Genomic DNA, 16,007 nt, shown 5'->3' on the forward strand with positions numbered 1-16,007 from the left:
ACCAGCAGGCATGACCGCGTCCGGTGAGGTATGCGCCGGGAGTCACGTAAGTTCATTCTGCCCTTGATCACCCTTTATGAGTAGGTTTTGTGGGGGTGCCGGTCCCGGTCGCCGTCCTCGCCGCGGTCCGCGCGATGTTGCGGGCCATGCCGCCGAACACGACGGCGTGGAAGGGGGAGACGGCCCACCAGTACAGGTGTCCGAGCAGCCCGTGCGGATGGAACAGGGCCCGCTGGCGGTACCGGGTGCGGCCGGTGTCGTCCGTCTCGGCGTACATCTCCAGCCAGGCCAGTCCCGGCAGCCGCATCTCGGCCCGCAGCCGGAGCAGGTGGTTCGGCTCGATCTCCTCCACCCGCCAGAAGTCCAGCGAGTCGCCGGCCCGCAGCCGTGCCGCGTCCCGCCGCCCCCGGCGCAGCCCCACGCCCCCGGCCAGCCGGTCCAGCAGCCCGCGCGCCGCCCAGGCGAGCGGGAAGGAGTACCAGCCGTTCTCCCCGCCGATGCTCTCGATCACCCGCCACAAGGACTCCCGCGAGGCGTCCACGGTCCGTTCCCGGCGGTCCGTGTACAGACTGCCGCCGGCCCAGTCGGGGTCGGTGGGCAGTGGATCGCTGGGTGCGCCGGGTACCGAGGCCGACGACCACCGGGTCGCCACGTCGGCCTCGCGCACGCGCTTCAGGGCGAGGCGCACCGCCTCCTCGAAGCCGAGCGGATGGCCGGGCGGGTCGGGCACGTACCGCGCGATGTCGTGCTCCCGGCAGACCACCTCGTGCCGCAGCGACTCGGTGAGCGGCCGGGCGACGGACGCGGGCACCGGCGTGACCAGCCCCACCCAGTGACTGGACAGGCCGGGCGTGAGCATCGGCACCGGTACGATCGCACGGCGCGGAAGCCGGGCCACGGCCGCGTACCGCACCATCATGTCCCGGTACGTCAGCACGTCCGGGCCGCCGATGTCGAAGGCCCGGCTGACGTCCTCGGGCATGCCCGCGCTGCCCACCAGGGCGCGCAGCACGTCGCGCACCGCGACCGGCTGGACCCGGGTGTGCACCCACCTGGGGGCGACCATCACCGGCAGTCGCTCGGTGAGGTGGCGCAGCATCTCGAAGGAGGCCGATCCCGAACCGATCACCACCGCGGCCCGCAGCACGGTCGTGGGCACGCCCGAGTCCAGCAGGATCCGGCCCACCTCGGCCCGCGACCGCAGATGCGGCGACAGTTCCCGCTCGGGAACGCCCGCAGGGGTGAGCCCGCCGAGGTAGACGATGCGCCGCACGCCCGCCTCCCGGGCCCGCCCGCCGAAGATCCGCGCCGACCGGCGGTCCGTCTCCTCGAAGCCGCGACCCGCCCCCAGCGCGTGCACCAGGTAGTACGCCACGTCCACGCCGTCCAGCGCCGCGGCCACGGACGCGGAGTCGGTGACGTCGCCGCGGACCACCTCCGCACGGCCCGTCCACGGGTGATCGCGCAGCCGGTCCGGCGAACGGGCCAGGCAGCGCACCCGGTACCCGGCGTCGAGAAGTTCGGGCACGAGCCGCCCGCCGATGTACCCCGTCGCCCCGGTGACCAGGCAGAGCGGTCCCCGCCCGGTGCCGTCCTGCGGTGTCGTCACGGTGTCCTCCTCGTGTCGCGTGCGGTGTCGGGCGATCACTTCCCCGGAACGACGGTTCCGCACGAGTCCGTTCCCCTTCGGAGCAAGCGGGGGAGCGCGTCCGTGCGCCGGCGTGGGTCCCCGCGCCCCGGACCCCGCCCCGGTGCCGGCCGACACGTCCGTGTCACGGTGACCGGTCCAAACCCTTGACTGGTACAGACCAAAGCGGTTGAGTGTGCTCCCACACCCCCACCACGGCCGCCCCCACCGCCGTGACCGGCCCCGCCGGCGTGTGCGGGCGAGGCCCCGCCCAGGAGTGTCCTCGTCCGGGAGCGGCCGCGTTCCGCGAAGGAGTCGCCCCATGCCGAGAAGACGCATCGCCGCCGTGACCGCCGCCCTCGTCCTCGCCGGCGGCGCGCCGGTGCTGCTCCCCGCCGCCACCGCCTCCGCCGCCTCGTGCTCCAGCTATCCGGGCTGGGTGGCCGGAAGGCCGTACGACGCCGGTGACATCGTGCGCTACACCGACGGCCGGGCGTACATCGCCGAGCACGCCAACCCGGGTTACGACCCGGTCATCAGCACCTGGTACTGGGAGCCGTACGCCTGTGACAACGGCCCCGGAACGCCCGTCGGCGATTTCGTCGTGACCGAGGCGCAGTTCAACCGGATGTTCCCGAACCGGAACCCCTTCTACACCTACGGCGGACTGACCGCGGTGCTGAGCGCCTACCCCGGTTTCGCCGGCACCGGCAGCGACGCGGTGAGGAAGCAGGAGGCCGCCGCCTTCCTCGCCAACGTCAGCCACGAGACCGGCGGTCTGGCGCACGTGGTGGAGCAGAACACCGCCAACTACCCGCACTACTGCGACTGGGGACAGCCGTACGGCTGTCCGGCCGGGCAGGCCGCGTACTACGGGCGCGGACCGATCCAGCTGAGCTGGAACTTCAACTACAAGGCCGCGGGCGACGCGCTCGGCATCGACCTCCTGGGCAACCCCTGGCTGGTGCAGAACGACGCGGCCGTGGCCTGGAAGACGGCCCTGTGGTACTGGAACACCCAGTCCGGCCCGGGCAGCATGACCCCGCACAACGCCATGGTCAACCAGGCCGGTTTCGGCCAGACGATCCGCAGCATCAACGGCTCCCTCGAGTGCGACGGCCGCAACCCGGCGCAGGTGCAGAGCAGGGTGAGCAAGTACCAGGAGTTCACCCGGATCCTCGGAACGTCACCCGGCGGCAACCTGTACTGCTGACGCCCGACCGCTGGGCATGGTGTCATGCACCTGACCTACTACCCCCGGGTCACGGCCCGCGCACCGCACGTGCGCGGGCCGTGACCCGGACGAAGGGCAGCCGCCATGCGCACCCCCCACGCCCTGCTCGCCACGACCGTCACGGCCGCCGCGCTGGCCGCGACGGTCGTGGCGCCCGCACCCGCCGCGGCGGCTCCGTCGCCCGGCGCCCACTACCTCCAGAGCGCGACGACCGGACTGAACGCCGCCGACACCTCCGGGACGGTCGAGCAGCGCAGACCGCGCGGCGACGAGGACCGCCAGCGGTGGAACCTGGGCGCCGACGGCACCCTGGAGAACACCGACAGCCCCGGCGCCTGTCTCGGCCGCGCCGGCGATCAGGCCCGGACCGTGGCCTGCGCGAGCCCGGAGGCGCGCTGGGAGATCGCCTCCGCGGGCGCGGACCGGTTCACGCTCGCCGTCCCCGGCACCGACCGCCGCCTCACCGTCGCCCCGGGACCCTCCGGCGCGGACCACGGCGCCCCGCTCGCCGTCGGCAGCGGCACGGGCGATCTCGCCACCTGGTACCTGACCCCGGTCGACCCGGTGACCCGCCCCGCGCCGCCGCGGGACCGACGCACCCTGGACCAGGTCACCTTCCTCACCGCCCACAACGCCTACGCCAACGGCGTCGACGGCGGATTCGCCCCGCCCCTCGTCGACCTCTTCCCCAACCAGAACCGGGGCATCGAGCGCCAACTCGCCGACGGTGTCCGCGGGTTCATGCTGGACATCCACCAGACCCCGGACGGGGCGATCCTCTGCCACAACAGCTGCGCCCTGGTCGGCAGGCCCGTCGCCCTGTGGGTGAGCCTCCAGCGGATCGTCGACTTCCTGCACGCCCACCCCGACCAGTTCGTCACCGTCTTCCTGGAGGACTACGTCGCCCCGGGCGTCCTGCGCGCCGAACTCGCCCGCGTCCGGGGGCTGCCGGACGTGCTCTACCGGCCCGACCGTACCGGCGTCCGGGAGGACGGCTGGCCGACCATGGGGCAGCTGGCCGCCGCCGGACACCGGCTGCTGGTCTTCACCGACCACAGCCGCGCCGCCGACCGGGCCGCCGGAACGACCCGGGACACCTTCGGCGTGATGTACCAGCGCGAATGGACCGTGGAGAACCACTGGTCCATGGGCCCGGGCGTCGGTGCCTCCGACTGGTCCTGCTACAGCCGGTGGTACGACGCGGGCGCCGGCATCCCGCTGACCCGCACCGAACCCGGCTTCCGCCCCCTGTTCGTCATGAACCACTTCCGGGACGTCACGATCGCCTCCACGGCCGGCACGGACAACTCCAAGCTCGCCGACCGCGCCCGCCGGTTCTGCCAGCCGGCCGCCCGCAAGAAGCCCAACTACCTCGCCGTGGACCGCTACGACCTCGGCGACCCGGCGGCCGCCGTCACCGCCCTCAACACCTACGCGTACCCGTAGCCGCCCGGCCGGTCCCGCTCCGGGGCCTCCTCGGAGCGGGACTGGCGCGCCCGGCGGTTTTACGTATAACCTCTCCGATCGATCCCCCTTCGAGAGGCCGCGATGAGACGCATCCCCCTGGTCACCCTCGTCGTCGACGACTACGACGAGGCGATCCGCTTCTACACCGAGGCGCTCGGTTTCCGGCTCGCCGAGGACTCGCCCCGGCCGGACGGCGGCCGCTGGGTCGTCGTCGAACCGGACGCCGGGCACACCGGCACGGGGCTGTTGCTCGCCCGCGCCAAGGGGGAGGCCCAGCGAGCCAGGGTCGGCGACCAGACCGGCGGGCGCGTGGGCTTCTTCCTGTACACCGACGACTTCGCCCGCGACCACGCACGCATGACCGCCGCCGGCGTGACCTTCCTGGAGGAGCCGCGCCACGAACCGTACGGCTCGGTCGCCGTCTTCCGGGACCTGTACGGCAACCGCTGGGACCTGCTCCAGCCCGCCGCCCCCTGATCCGCTCCGCCCTCCTGCCGAACGACCCGTTGAGGAACGACCGCACATGGAATCCACGCGCATGGATGCAGAGACCCTCCGCCGCCTCCCCAAGGCGGTGCTGCACGACCACCTCGACGGCGGTCTGCGCCCCGCGACCGTCGTGGAACTGGCGGAGGCCGTCGGCCACACCCTGCCCACCACCGACCCCGACGAACTCGCCGCCTGGTACGTCGAGGCCGCGAACTCCGGTGACCTGGTCCGCTACATAGCCACCTTCGAGCACACCCTCGCCGTCATGCAGACCCGCGAGGGCCTGCTGCGCACCGCCGAGGAGTACGTCCTCGACCTGGCCGCCGACGGCGTCGTCTACGGCGAGGTGCGCTACGCCCCCGAGCTGAACACCAGGGGCGGACTGACGATGAGCGAGGTCGTGGAGACCGTCCAGGAGGGCCTCGCCGCCGGCACGGCCAAGGCCGCCGCCGCCGGGACGCCCGTCCGGGTCGGCACCCTGCTCTGCGGCATGCGGATGTTCGACCGCGTTCGCGAGGCCGCCGACCTGGCCGTCGCCTTCCGGGACGCCGGCGTCGTCGGCTTCGACATCGCCGGTGCCGAGGACGGCTTCCCGCCCGCCGACCACCTCGACGCCTTCGCGCATCTGCGCCGCGAGAACGTGCCCTTCACCATCCACGCCGGTGAGGCCCACGGTCTGCCCAGCATCCACCAGGCGCTCCAGGTGTGCGGCGCCCAGCGCATCGGACACGGGGTGCGGATCACCGACGACATCGTGGACGGCAAGCTCGGCCGTCTCGCGTCCTGGGTCCGCGACCGCCGCGTCGCCCTGGAGATGTGCCCGACCTCCAACCTCCAGACCGGCGCAGCCGCCTCGATCGCCGATCACCCGATCACCGCGCTGAAGGACCTCGGCTTCCGGGTCACCCTCAACACCGACAACCGTCTGGTGTCGGGCACCACCATGACCCGCGAGATGTCCCTGCTGGTCGAGCAGGCGGGCTGGCGGGCGGAGGACCTGCGCACGGTCACGGTGAACGCCGTGAAGAGCGCGTTCCTGCCGTTCGACGAGCGCAACGCGCTCATACGGGACGTCGTGCTGCCCGGTTACGACGCGGTGCTCTGAAGCAGCCCCCGCGCGTACGCGGCCTGTCCGACGTGCTGCAGGTCGTCGGACAGGACGCTGACCAGCCGTACGCCCAGGCTGACCGGCGGATCCCAGCGCTCGTCCACGACGCGCTCCAGGTCCTGCGCGGTCAGCCCGCGCAGGACCCCGAGCGTCCGCTCGTGCACGGCGTCGTAGTAGCCGGTCAGCAGGTCACCGGAGCCGACCCGCACCTCGGCGACCTGCGCCGAGGTGTGGCCGTACCCCGTGTCGCGGCGGGGCAGACCGAGGCCCAGGCGGCTCTCCCAGCCCCCGGAGAGCCACACCTGGTCGAGCCCGAAGGCGTCGGCGACGTGGTCGTCCTGGACCCGGGTGAGGTGCCAGACCAGCCAGGCGACGGGGTTCGCGCCGGGGCCGGGCCGGGCGTTCAGCTCGTCGGGGCCGAGCCCTTCGACGGCGGCGTGGACTTCTTCCCGGATGCGGCCGAAGCCGTCGATGAGGATGTCCTTGGCATGCATGTCCCCACCCTCGCGCATCCGTGCGCCTCACGCGCCCCTGTCGCCCGGCAACAGGGCCATCAGCGCCCGCGCGGCCGGGCTGGTCGCCCGCGGTGACGGCACCAGGGCGACCGTCTCGTACACCGCCTCGCCCGTGTCCTTCAGCGGAAGCGCGGTGAGCGCCTCCCGCTTGTGCCGGAAGTGCCGCGGCACGACGGCGACGCCCAGGTCCTCGTCGACCAGGTCGAGCAGGCTGTGCACGTCGTTCACCTCCAGCGCCACCGTGCGCCGTGCGCCGACGGCGGCGAAGGCGGCGTCGGTGGCGCGGCGCGGGCCCCAGTCCGGATGGAAGTCGACGAAGACCTCGTCGGTCAGGTCGTGCGGGGTGAGCGGCGCTCCGCTCCGCGCGAGCCGGTGGTCCGGATGGCACAGCACGGTCATCGGCTCACTGGTCAGCGGCACCGACCGCAACTGTTCCGGGTCCGCCTCGGTCCGGTAGACGAAGGCCAGATCCAGCCGCCCCGCCGCGACCTCCTCCGCCAGCGCGGCCGAACCCCACTGGCGCAGCCGGATCTCCACGTCCGGGTGGAGCCGCCGGAACGTGGCGAGCAGCTCCGCCACGTTCACCCCGGCGACGCACTGCTCGGCGCCCAGCGCGAGGGTGCCGCGCAGCACGCCCTGCACCGCGGCCACCGCCTCGTGCGCGGCCCGCACCTGGGCGAGGATCCGCTCGGCCTCCGCCAGCAGCGCCCGGCCGGCCTCGGTGAGCGTCACCCTGCGGGTCGTGCGGACGAACAGCGGGGTCTGCAGTTCGCGCTCCAGGGCGCGGATGGACGCGGACAGGCCCGACTGGGAGACCATCAGCCGCTCCGCCGCCCGGGTGAAATGCTGGTCCTCGGCCACGGCGACGAAGTGCTGGAGGTGACGCAGTTCCATGATTGAGAAGCGTATCCGCTGAATCCCATCGGATTCTTCTGTTGGACCACTGCCCGCAGCTCACGACAGAGTGGACGGGCGGTTCGACGGAACCGCCGAGACATGTGCCAATCCCCCTGGAGTCGTGTTGTACACCGCACACCCCGACCGTTACGCGGACATGCCCTACCGGCGCACCGGACGCAGCGGCCTGAAGCTTCCCGCGCTCTCGCTCGGCCTGTGGCACAACTTCGGTCCCGACCGCGCGGCCGAGACCCAGCGCGCCATCCTGCGCCGCGCCTTCGACCTGGGCGTCACCCACTTCGACCTCGCCAACAACTACGGGCCCCCGCCGGGCGCGGCCGAGTCAGCCCTCGGCGAGGCGCTCACGTCGGACTTCGCGCGGTACCGCGACGAACTGGTGGTCTCCACCAAGGCCGGCTATTTGATGTGGCCCGGCCCGTACGGCGAGTGGGGCTCGCGCAAGTACCTGCTGTCCTCGCTGGACCAGAGCCTGAGCCGGATGGGCCTGGAATACGTCGACATCTTCTACTCGCACCGCTTCGACCCCCGGACTCCGCTGGAGGAGACGATGGGCGCGCTGCACTCGGCGGTCCAGCAGGGCAAGGCGCTGTACGTCGGTGTGTCCAACTACTCCGCGGAGCAGACCCGTGAGGCCGCCCGCATCCTCGGCGAGCTGGGCACGCCGCTGCTGATCAACCAGCCCCGCTACTCGATGCTCGACCGCCGCCCGGAGGACGAGGGGCTGATGGACGCCCTGGACGAGCTCCAGGTCGGCTCCATCGCCTACTCCCCACTGGAGCAGGGCCTGCTGACCGCCCGCTACCTCGACGGCATCCCCGAGGACTCCCGGGCCGCGAGCGACAGCCCCTTCCTGAACACCGACGCCGTCACCGGGGAACTGGTGGGCCGGCTGCGCGCGCTCGACGAGATCGCCGGCTCGCGCGGCCAGAGCCTGGCGCAGATGGCGCTGTCCTGGGTGCTGCGCGGCGGTCGGCTCACCTCCGCCCTGGTCGGCGCGAGCAGCCCGCAGCAGCTCGAGGACAGCGTCGCGGCCACCCGGAACCTCGATTTCACCGAGGACGAACTGGCCCGTATCGACGCGATCGTGAAGCAGTAGCCCACCGGTACGGCCGCGGTCCGGGCGAGCGCCGACGAGACGCCCGCCCGGCCACGCCGGACGACGCGTAGGCCGGCTCGGCCTTCGGCGTCCCCACGAGAGGCAGGGTCACGCTCCCTCGGGCACCCGGTCCAGGAAGCCGTACACGGCGCGGACGCGGTCCTCGGCGTCGAGCGTGATCACGTCCGAGCCGGCGACGGGGGCCGAGCCGTCCGCCCGGTTCACCAGCTCCCAGGAGAAGCGCGCGGTGTCGTGGTGGCCGTCGACGCTCCCCACGAGCCGGAAGGCGAAGCCGGGGAACTGCTCGTGCGCCGCCGCGATCACCGCGGTGATCGCCTCGTGGCCGAGGGCGTCGGACAGCGGGTCGGTGTAACGGCCGTCCGCGGTCCACACGTCGGCCACCGCCTTGGCGCGCGCCTCGACGCCGTCGGCGTTCCAGGCCTCGAAGTAGCGGGCGACGACGGCGTCGTAACGGCGGGCGGCTGCGGTCATGGCGAATCCCCCAGGGAGGTCGTGTCTACTGGTCGGACGGTGGATCCCGGTCGTGGCGACCCGGTGCCCCCACCTTGCCCGCGCCCCCGGTCCGCGGTCGATTACCCCCGAGGTCATGTGCGGCCCGTCGGCCGCACCCGCACCGTTTCGGCCGACGGCGGCTGGGAATACGCCAGGAAACTGGCCGGAAACACATGGTGACAGTGTTTCAGCGGTGAACATACTCGTCTAGCGAGAGCGCTTCACACCGCGCGACGGCGCCCTCACGCACAGCATGCGAGCCACGAGGCGGCAGCCGGCCCGGCCCGGCGGGCGGGCGACGCAGCGGGGGAGGGAACGTGCACGACGAATTCCTGTGCCATGTCACCGCGTACGGGGTCTGCAACGGCCGGCGCATCGGCGTACCGCTCGGCACCTACCGGGCGCCCACCCTCGCCCTCGCCCTGTGGTGGCTGCGCGACCGTGCCCTCTGGATCGCCGAGCGCCTCGACCCGCAGCCCGAAGCCGAGCACTTACCGCCGGGGGCGCTCGTCCCCGTCGCCGACGGGGTGCCCGACGTCCCCGCCGTACTGCGCACCTGGTGCGGCGACGTCGCCCGGCAGGAGGAGGTGGCCGAGACGCTCGCCGCCGGGCGGATGGCGCGCCTCACCACCGGCGACGACACCACCGAGTACGAACTGCTGGCCGAGTCGGTGGACGCCCTGCGCATGCAACGCGCCGCCCGGGCGTTCGGTGTTCCCGTCGCCTGAGGCGTACAGGCGCACCCCGGCCGGTGACGCCGGGCACCCGAATGGGCCAGTGGGTAGAATTCAGACATGGCGGAGCGACTGGTCGCCCCGGAGCTCGTCCTGGAGACCGAGACGGGCTCCACCGTGATGAGTCCGGTCCGCGACTACCACGTCGGACGCGACCCGTTGAGCGACATCGTCATCGACGACGCCCGGGTCTCCTGGCATCATGCGGTGCTCCACTCCGTGGACGGCCGCTGGACCGTCGAGGACGAGCACAGCACCAACGGCACCTACGCCGACGGCCGGCGCATCCGCGCCCGGGAGGTCGGCCCCGGCAGCGTCCTCCACTTCGGCAATCCCGACGACGGCCCCCGCGCCGTCCTCGCCGCCCCCGCACGCGACCGGCCGCAGGCGGTCTCCCGTCCCGCCCTCACCCACACCTTCCGGCAGCCGGCCTCCGTACGACCGCTGCCCACCCGCACCGTCCGCATCGGCCGGGACCCCGGCAACGACCTGGTCGTCGACGACCTGATCGTCTCCCGGTGCCACGCCGAACTGCACGTCCACGCCGACGGCTCGTACGAGATCGTCGACCTCGGCAGCCACACCGGCACCTACCTCAACGGCGTGCCGGTCGACCGGGCCGACATCCGCCCCGGCGACATCGTCGGCGTCGGCCACTCCGACTTCTGCCTGATCGGCGACGAACTCCAGGAGTACGTCGACACCGGCGAGGTCTCCCTCGACGTCCAGGACCTCACCGTCGCCGTCGACCGGGGCACCAAGCGCCTCCTCGACCACGTCTCCTTCCCGGTGGGGGAGAAATGCCTGCTCGCGGTCGTCGGCCCGAGCGGTGCCGGCAAGTCCACCCTGATGAACGCGCTCACCGGCCAGCGCCCCGCCGGCCACGGCACCGTCCTCTACGACGGCCGCGACCTCTACCACGACTACGCCGAGCTGCGCCAGCGCATCGGCCTCGTCCCGCAGGACGACATCCTGCACACCCAGCTGACCGTCCACGCCGCCCTGTCCTACGCCGCCGAGCTGCGCTTCCCGCAGGACACCGCCCAGGCCGAACGACGGGCCCGGGTCAACGAGGTGATCCGCGAGCTCGGCCTCGCGCAGCGGGCCCACCAGCACGTGCACAGCCTGTCCGGCGGACAGCGCAAACGGGTCAGCGTCGCGCTGGAACTGCTGACCAAGCCGTCGCTGCTCTTCCTCGACGAGCCGACCTCCGGCCTCGACCCCGGCATGGACCGCTCGGTGATGCGCATGCTGCGCGGCCTCGCCGACGACGGCCGGACCGTCGTCGTCGTCACCCACAGCGTGCTCAGCCTGGACGTCTGCGACCGCCTCCTCGTCCTCGCCCCCGGCGGCAGGGTCGCCTACTACGGTCCCCCCGGTGACGCCCTCGCCTTCTTCGGCTTCGAGCACTGGCCGGAGGCCTTCGAGGCGTTCGACCAGCAGCAGGACCGGGACTGGGCGGGGCAGTACCGCGACTCCCCCTTCCACCGGCGGTACGTCGTCGAGGCCGCAGCCCAGCCCGAGCGGCCCCGCGAGGAGCCGATCTTCGTGGGGCCCCCGCCCCGGCCACGCGGCTGGGGCGCCCAGCTCCGCACCCTGGTCCGCCGCTACACCGCCGCGCTCGCCGCGGACCGCACCTTCCTCGCCGTCATGATCGCGCTGCCGTTCGTGATGGGTGCCATGGCGCGGGCCCTCGCGGGCAGTGGGCTGACGCGCAGGTCCGCCATGAACGCCCTGCTCATCCTGTGCGTCGGCGCGGTCCTCACCGGCGCGGCCAACGCGGTGCGCGAACTCGTCAAAGAGCGGGTGATCTACCAGCGAGAGCGGGCCGTGGGCCTGTCCAGATCGGCGTACCTGATGTCCAAGGTGGTCGTGCTCGGCACGGTCACCGTGCTCCAGGCCGTGGTGCTGACCCTCGTCGCACTGCTCGGCGTGGACCTGAACGCACCCGGCGGCGAAGGTGTGCTGATGCCGCCCCTTGTCGAGATCACCGTCGCCGTCGCGCTGCTCGCCTTCACCGCGATGATGCTCGGCCTGCTGGTCTCCGCGGTGGTCCGCAAGGAGGAGGTGACGATGCCGCTGCTGGTGCTGCTCGCCATCGTCCAGGTCGTCTTCTGCGGCGCCCTGCTGCCGCTCGAGGGCGTGCTCGTGCTGGAGCAGCTGGCCTGGCTGATACCCGCCCGCTGGGGATTCGCCGCGATGGCCGGCACCATTGGGCTCCCCTCGCTCTCGCCCGGCGACCTGAGCAGTGATCCGCTCTTCGCGCACACGGCGGGCGTGTGGCTGCTCGCCGTCGGCATGCTGCTCGCCCTGTCGCTGCTCCTCGGCCTGCTGGTGTCCCGTCTGCTGCGACGTCACGAACCGGCCCCGATGAGGGGGTAGGCGCCACCAGCGACGGTCCCGGATCCCGCGCCCCCCGCACGTGTCGTCCCCGAGCACGGCCGGTCCGTCTGGGAGACCACCGCCCCGCTGCCGCCGGTGCAGATGCTGGAGCGGTGCGGTGACCGGGAGTACGTGCCGTGCTCCAACGGCTGGTCGGCGTGGACCGACGGCCGCCGTCCGGTCTTCGTACCCCTGGGCTCACCCGCCGTCGGCGCTCCCACGGCCCGCGCCGCCGCTCCGCGGCCGCTGCTGATGCGGACCGAGGAGGCCCCGGCCCGCTACCGGACCGCCGTGGCCGGTCTGGCCGACGGCGGCACGGAGTTTTCCCGAAGGTCAGGCGTGCCGGGGGACTCCCGGCTTTTCCGGCGTGTCGAACATGGAGCACATCCTGGTCGAGCAGGGGCGGAAGCCGCTGAGCGTCGTGACCACAGCTGGCCAGCGGGGTGACTCGCCGCAATTCGAGCCGGTCCTGGAAGCCGTCCGGGTACCTCGCCTTGGTCCGGGCAGGCCCCGCAGGCGGCCGGACCGGGTGCGGGCCGACAAAGCGCACGACTCCCGCCGTAACCGGGCCTACCTGCGCAGACGCGGGATCAAGGCGACCATCCCGGTCCCCGCCGACCGCGTCCGCAACTGCCAGAAGCTCGGTGCCCGAGGCGGTCGGCCGCCGAAGTTCGACAAAACCGACTACCGCGAGCGGCATGCCGTCGAGTGCGGGATCAACCGCCTCAAGCGCCACTGGGCCGTGGCCACGAGATACGACAAGCTCGCCGTCCGCTACGAGGCGACCGTGCTGGTCGCAGTCCTCAACGAGTGGCTGTGACCAGCACCTTCCCAACAAACCCTAGTCGACTCTGACCACGTACTTGCCACGCACCCCGCCCGCCTCCAGCGCCCGGTGTGCGGCCGCTGTCTCCTCCAGCGGGAAGACCGTGTCCACCGTCGGCCGCAGCTTCCCCTCTGTCACCAGGCGGCCGAGCGCGTCGTACTCCATGACGCTGCGCCGCTTGTTGGCATCCTCCTCGGCCTGGACCAGTCCCCGGGCCGGGTCCAGCTCGTTGGTCTGGGCGTGGCCGAGCGGGTTGGTGACGACGGTCTTGACGGGCAGGGAGCCGGACGCGGGGACGTACGCCGTCTTCGTCGTGTTGCCATGGACGTCCGTGGCGGACGTCGGGCGGCCGTAGGCGTCGAAGGTGGCGGAGGCGTCCAGGCGGTAGAGGGGCTTGCCGTCCTTGCAGTCGCTGAGCGACTCGGTCCGCTGGAGGTTGTAGACGGAGTCGTAGTGCAGCACCTTGTCGCCGGCCACGTCGGCCGGGCGGGTGATGTCCTTGGCGTCACACGCCTTGGTGAGGGTCTCGACCCGCCTCTGCGGGGTGAAGACCCACTTGCTCTCGTCCGTCACGTACTCGTAGCGGGTGCACGTGTCGTCACCGGGCTTGGCCAGGTCGCCGCGGTCGGTGATGTGCGCCAGCCGCCCCCGGTCGTCGTAGGAGTGTTCCACCGCCGTGCGACGCATTCCGCGGTCGCCGGACAGGACCGTGCGCGAGGCGACCTCGGCGGTGCCGCCGAACCACGCTCTGAGCGGCTCGGCACCGTCGGCGCGGTTACGTGTGGCGGTCGGACCACGTACCCAGGGAGGTGGGGGGTGGCCGACTGGAGAGCGCCGCCCTCGCCGTCGTAGTACAGCGTCTCGCGGGTCTGACCGACGAAGAGCGGATGGTCCTCGACCGTGCCGCCCTCGCTGTCCTCGATCTTCACGTCGCGTTTTCCGCCGTTGGGCAGCTTGTCGCCGTCCATGCCGCGGAAGTACAGGGTGTCGGCCTGTGTGCGCTTGTCGGGGGCGGCGCCGACGAGGGTGCGGACCTTGGCGTAGCCGCGCCACTGGTTCCAGGTGCGCGCCTTCTCGCTGAGCAGTTCGCTGTCGTCGTACGCCCATGCCGGGGCGCCGATGTACCGGCACGTCGTCACCTTCGTCGGCGACGTGCCGTTCCTGTCCTCCTCGCGGACCTCGTCGATGCGGTGCTTGTGGAACCGGTCCGTGGAGTAGACCTTCTTCAGACCGGTCTCGTCGGTCGGGTCGGGGACCTCCAGAACCACCGGGGAGCAGCGCATCGTGTTGGTGTGCGGCGCCGACGGCAGCTTCTTCGGGTCGGTCTCGGTGGAGCACTCCGGCTCGGCGTCCCCGACCGCGATACGCGCGCCGGTCTCCGTCTGGACGGTCTCTCCACACGCCGGCGCAGGAACGGTGGGTTGCCGCCCTCGTCGTCGTCGACCCGGTCGGGCAGCTGCTTGGCCCCACACGGGAGCCTGGGAGGTCCACGGCTCGATCTGGACGAAGTGGAACGCGCTGGGCAGGGAAGCGGGCGTCCTCGGCTGCCCGACCGCCGACGAGCGTCCCACCAGTGACGGCGTCGGCCGGTTCAGCACCTTCAGCAAGGGCGGCAAGGCCAGCGGCATCTACTACGTGTACGACATCGGCGCGTACGCGGTGCAGGGCGCCATCCACACCCGCTACCTCGAACTGGGCGGCCCGAAGGAGATCGGCCATCCGGTCGCCGACGAGAAGGCCACCACGCCCAAGGCGGGCGCCTTCCAGCGGTTCCGGTTCCGCGACGAGGAGACGCACAGCTCTGCCATCTGCTGGAGCAAGGCCACCGGCGCGTGGCCCGTCCGCAACGCGATCCTGAGCACGTGGCAGTCGCTGAAGTCGGAGAACGGCTCGCTGGGCTTCCCCGTCTCCGGCGAGTACCAGGTCACCGGCGGCGTCCGGGCCGACTTCGAGAACGGCTGCATCCGCTGGAACCGTGCGAGCGGCACCACCACCGAGCACAAACCGGACGACCGCACCGCCCACCTGCGGACCGACCTCGCCGGTGACGTCAACGGCGACGGCCGCACCGACATGATCACGGTCCACGACTACGGGGCCGCGTCGACCGGCATCCACGTCCTGACCGCAGAGGCCGACGGCGGCGTCCGCCGAAGGAGATCTGGACGAGCGCCCGGGGCGGCTTCGACACGGCCCTGGCCAAGTGGACCGCCGGCGACTCCAACGGCGACGGGCTCACCGACGTCGCCGCCTTCTACGGGCACGCGGACGGCTCGGTCGCCATGTGGTCGTTCCTCACCCAGGAGGACGGCGGCATGAAGGCCCTCAAGAGCGCCGAACTGGCTCCCGGGAAGTGGTACATGGCACGCACGGCCACGGTCCAGGCCGGTGACGTCAACGGCGACGGCCGGGACGGCCTGACCGCCGTCTACGACTACGACGACGGCCGGATGGGCCTGCACAAGTTCCTCGCCCGCCCCGACGGCGGCTTCGAGGACTTCGTCCGCGGCCTCAACACCGGCGACGGCAAGTGGTGGGCCGGGAACGCCCACTACACGATGGGCGACGCCAACGGCGACGGCCGGGACGATCTCATCGCGTTCTACGGCTACTCCAACGGTGACGCCGCGCTTGTTCACCTTCACCGCCAAGGCCGACGGCACCCTGAACGGATACGCGAAGTCGTGGAACGCCGGCCCCGGCGCCTGGGAACGCGACCGGGTCGAGCTGACCAGCGGCGACTACAACGGCGACAGGCGCGCCGACGCCGCGGTGATGTACCGGCACGACGAGGGCGTCACCTCGCTGCACACCTCCCTCGCGAAGACGGACGGCGGCTTCCAGGCACCGGTCGAGGAATACCGGTCCGGCGCGGGCAACTGGTACGCCAGCAGCTCCGGCATACCGGTGTCCGGCGACGCGGACGGCGACGGACGGGAGGACATCCTGATCATGTACAACTACGCGACAGGCGCCACCCGGACCTTCACCTTCTCCACGGGGGAGGACGGTACCTTCGGCAACCCGCGGCGCTCCTGGTACGCGGAGCCGGGCACCTGGTGACCGGCACCGCCGGGCCTCCGCGTACGGACGGGCGG

Annotated in this window: 16 protein-coding genes; 10 read left to right on the forward strand and 6 right to left on the reverse strand. The window is 72.2% G+C overall.

The window, feature by feature from the left end; all coding sequences use genetic code 11:
- Positions 1-67: 67 nt before the first annotated feature.
- Complete coding sequence (locus tag KYY02_RS24690; RefSeq protein WP_371241475.1) at positions 68-1,609, reverse strand: SDR family oxidoreductase; 1,542 nt, start codon at positions 1,607-1,609, stop codon at positions 68-70.
- A 340-nt stretch (positions 1,610-1,949) separates the two neighbouring features.
- On the opposite strand from KYY02_RS24690, the gene KYY02_RS24695 reads away from it, so the two are divergent.
- The 4 genes from KYY02_RS24695 (at position 1,950) to KYY02_RS24710 (ending at position 5,922) form a co-directional block, all read left to right on the forward strand.
- Complete coding sequence (locus KYY02_RS24695) at positions 1,950-2,840, forward strand: glycoside hydrolase family 19 protein (RefSeq protein WP_371241478.1); 891 nt, start codon at positions 1,950-1,952, stop codon at positions 2,838-2,840.
- 105 nt (positions 2,841-2,945) lie between these two features.
- On the forward strand, positions 2,946-4,307 hold the full coding sequence (locus KYY02_RS24700) for a PI-PLC domain-containing protein (protein WP_371241480.1): 1,362 nt from the start codon (positions 2,946-2,948) through the stop codon (positions 4,305-4,307).
- 102 nt (positions 4,308-4,409) lie between these two features.
- Positions 4,410-4,805: a VOC family protein gene (locus KYY02_RS24705; protein ID WP_371241482.1), complete on the forward strand. Its 396-nt coding sequence runs from the start codon at positions 4,410-4,412 to the stop codon at positions 4,803-4,805.
- Positions 4,806-4,851: 46 nt separating this feature from the next.
- On the forward strand, positions 4,852-5,922 hold the full coding sequence (locus KYY02_RS24710) for an adenosine deaminase (protein WP_371241484.1): 1,071 nt from the start codon (positions 4,852-4,854) through the stop codon (positions 5,920-5,922).
- On the opposite strand, the gene KYY02_RS24715 is transcribed toward KYY02_RS24710, so the two are convergent.
- Both KYY02_RS24715 and KYY02_RS24720 read right to left on the reverse strand, forming a co-directional pair.
- Positions 5,904-6,419, reverse strand: a complete 516-nt coding sequence (locus tag KYY02_RS24715; RefSeq protein ID WP_371241486.1) for a mycothiol transferase — start codon at positions 6,417-6,419, stop codon at positions 5,904-5,906. The two genes, KYY02_RS24710 and KYY02_RS24715, sit on opposite strands and share 19 nt — an antisense overlap.
- Before the next feature lie 27 nt (positions 6,420-6,446).
- The gene (locus KYY02_RS24720) at positions 6,447-7,334 is read right to left on the reverse strand and encodes a LysR family transcriptional regulator (protein ID WP_371241488.1); all 888 of its coding nucleotides are present in this window, start codon (positions 7,332-7,334) and stop codon (positions 6,447-6,449) included.
- A 127-nt stretch (positions 7,335-7,461) separates the two neighbouring features.
- Between KYY02_RS24720 and mgrA the strand changes: the two genes are divergently transcribed.
- Positions 7,462-8,454, forward strand: coding sequence for an L-glyceraldehyde 3-phosphate reductase (gene mgrA, locus KYY02_RS24725; protein WP_371241603.1), 993 nt, complete (start codon positions 7,462-7,464; stop codon positions 8,452-8,454).
- Positions 8,455-8,562: 108 nt separating this feature from the next.
- On the opposite strand, the gene KYY02_RS24730 is transcribed toward mgrA, so the two are convergent.
- Complete coding sequence (locus KYY02_RS24730; RefSeq protein ID WP_371241490.1) at positions 8,563-8,946, reverse strand: nuclear transport factor 2 family protein; 384 nt, start codon at positions 8,944-8,946, stop codon at positions 8,563-8,565.
- 338 nt (positions 8,947-9,284) lie between these two features.
- Here KYY02_RS24730 and KYY02_RS24735 point away from each other — a divergent pair, with 338 nt between their 5' ends.
- From KYY02_RS24735 to KYY02_RS24745, 3 genes are all read left to right on the forward strand, one after another.
- Positions 9,285-9,695: a hypothetical protein gene (locus tag KYY02_RS24735; protein WP_371241492.1), complete on the forward strand. Its 411-nt coding sequence runs from the start codon at positions 9,285-9,287 to the stop codon at positions 9,693-9,695.
- Between the two features lie 66 nt (positions 9,696-9,761).
- Complete coding sequence (locus tag KYY02_RS24740; protein WP_371241494.1) at positions 9,762-12,083, forward strand: FHA domain-containing protein; 2,322 nt, start codon at positions 9,762-9,764, stop codon at positions 12,081-12,083.
- A 376-nt stretch (positions 12,084-12,459) separates the two neighbouring features.
- Positions 12,460-12,903, forward strand: a complete 444-nt coding sequence (locus KYY02_RS24745; RefSeq protein WP_371241496.1) for a transposase — start codon at positions 12,460-12,462, stop codon at positions 12,901-12,903.
- 21 nt (positions 12,904-12,924) lie between these two features.
- Here the strand turns inward: KYY02_RS24745 and KYY02_RS24750 are convergent, their stop codons facing one another.
- Positions 12,925-13,581, reverse strand: coding sequence for a zinc-binding dehydrogenase (locus tag KYY02_RS24750; RefSeq protein WP_371241498.1), 657 nt, complete (start codon positions 13,579-13,581; stop codon positions 12,925-12,927).
- Complete coding sequence (locus tag KYY02_RS24755) at positions 13,479-14,192, reverse strand: hypothetical protein (protein WP_371241499.1); 714 nt, start codon at positions 14,190-14,192, stop codon at positions 13,479-13,481. The genes KYY02_RS24750 and KYY02_RS24755 overlap by 103 nt, the downstream gene beginning before the upstream one ends.
- A 1-nt stretch (position 14,193) precedes the next feature.
- On the opposite strand from KYY02_RS24755, the gene KYY02_RS24760 reads away from it, so the two are divergent.
- Positions 14,194-15,228: an LGFP repeat-containing protein gene (locus tag KYY02_RS24760; protein ID WP_371241501.1), complete on the forward strand. Its 1,035-nt coding sequence runs from the start codon at positions 14,194-14,196 to the stop codon at positions 15,226-15,228.
- Positions 15,229-15,528: 300 nt separating this feature from the next.
- Positions 15,529-15,972: an FG-GAP repeat domain-containing protein gene (locus KYY02_RS24765; protein ID WP_371241505.1), complete on the forward strand. Its 444-nt coding sequence runs from the start codon at positions 15,529-15,531 to the stop codon at positions 15,970-15,972.
- Positions 15,973-16,007 lie beyond the last annotated feature (35 nt).

The sequence above is a fragment of the Streptomyces pimonensis genome (assembly GCF_041380215.1).
In the GTDB taxonomy this organism is placed as follows: domain Bacteria; phylum Actinomycetota; class Actinomycetes; order Streptomycetales; family Streptomycetaceae; genus Streptomyces; species Streptomyces pimonensis.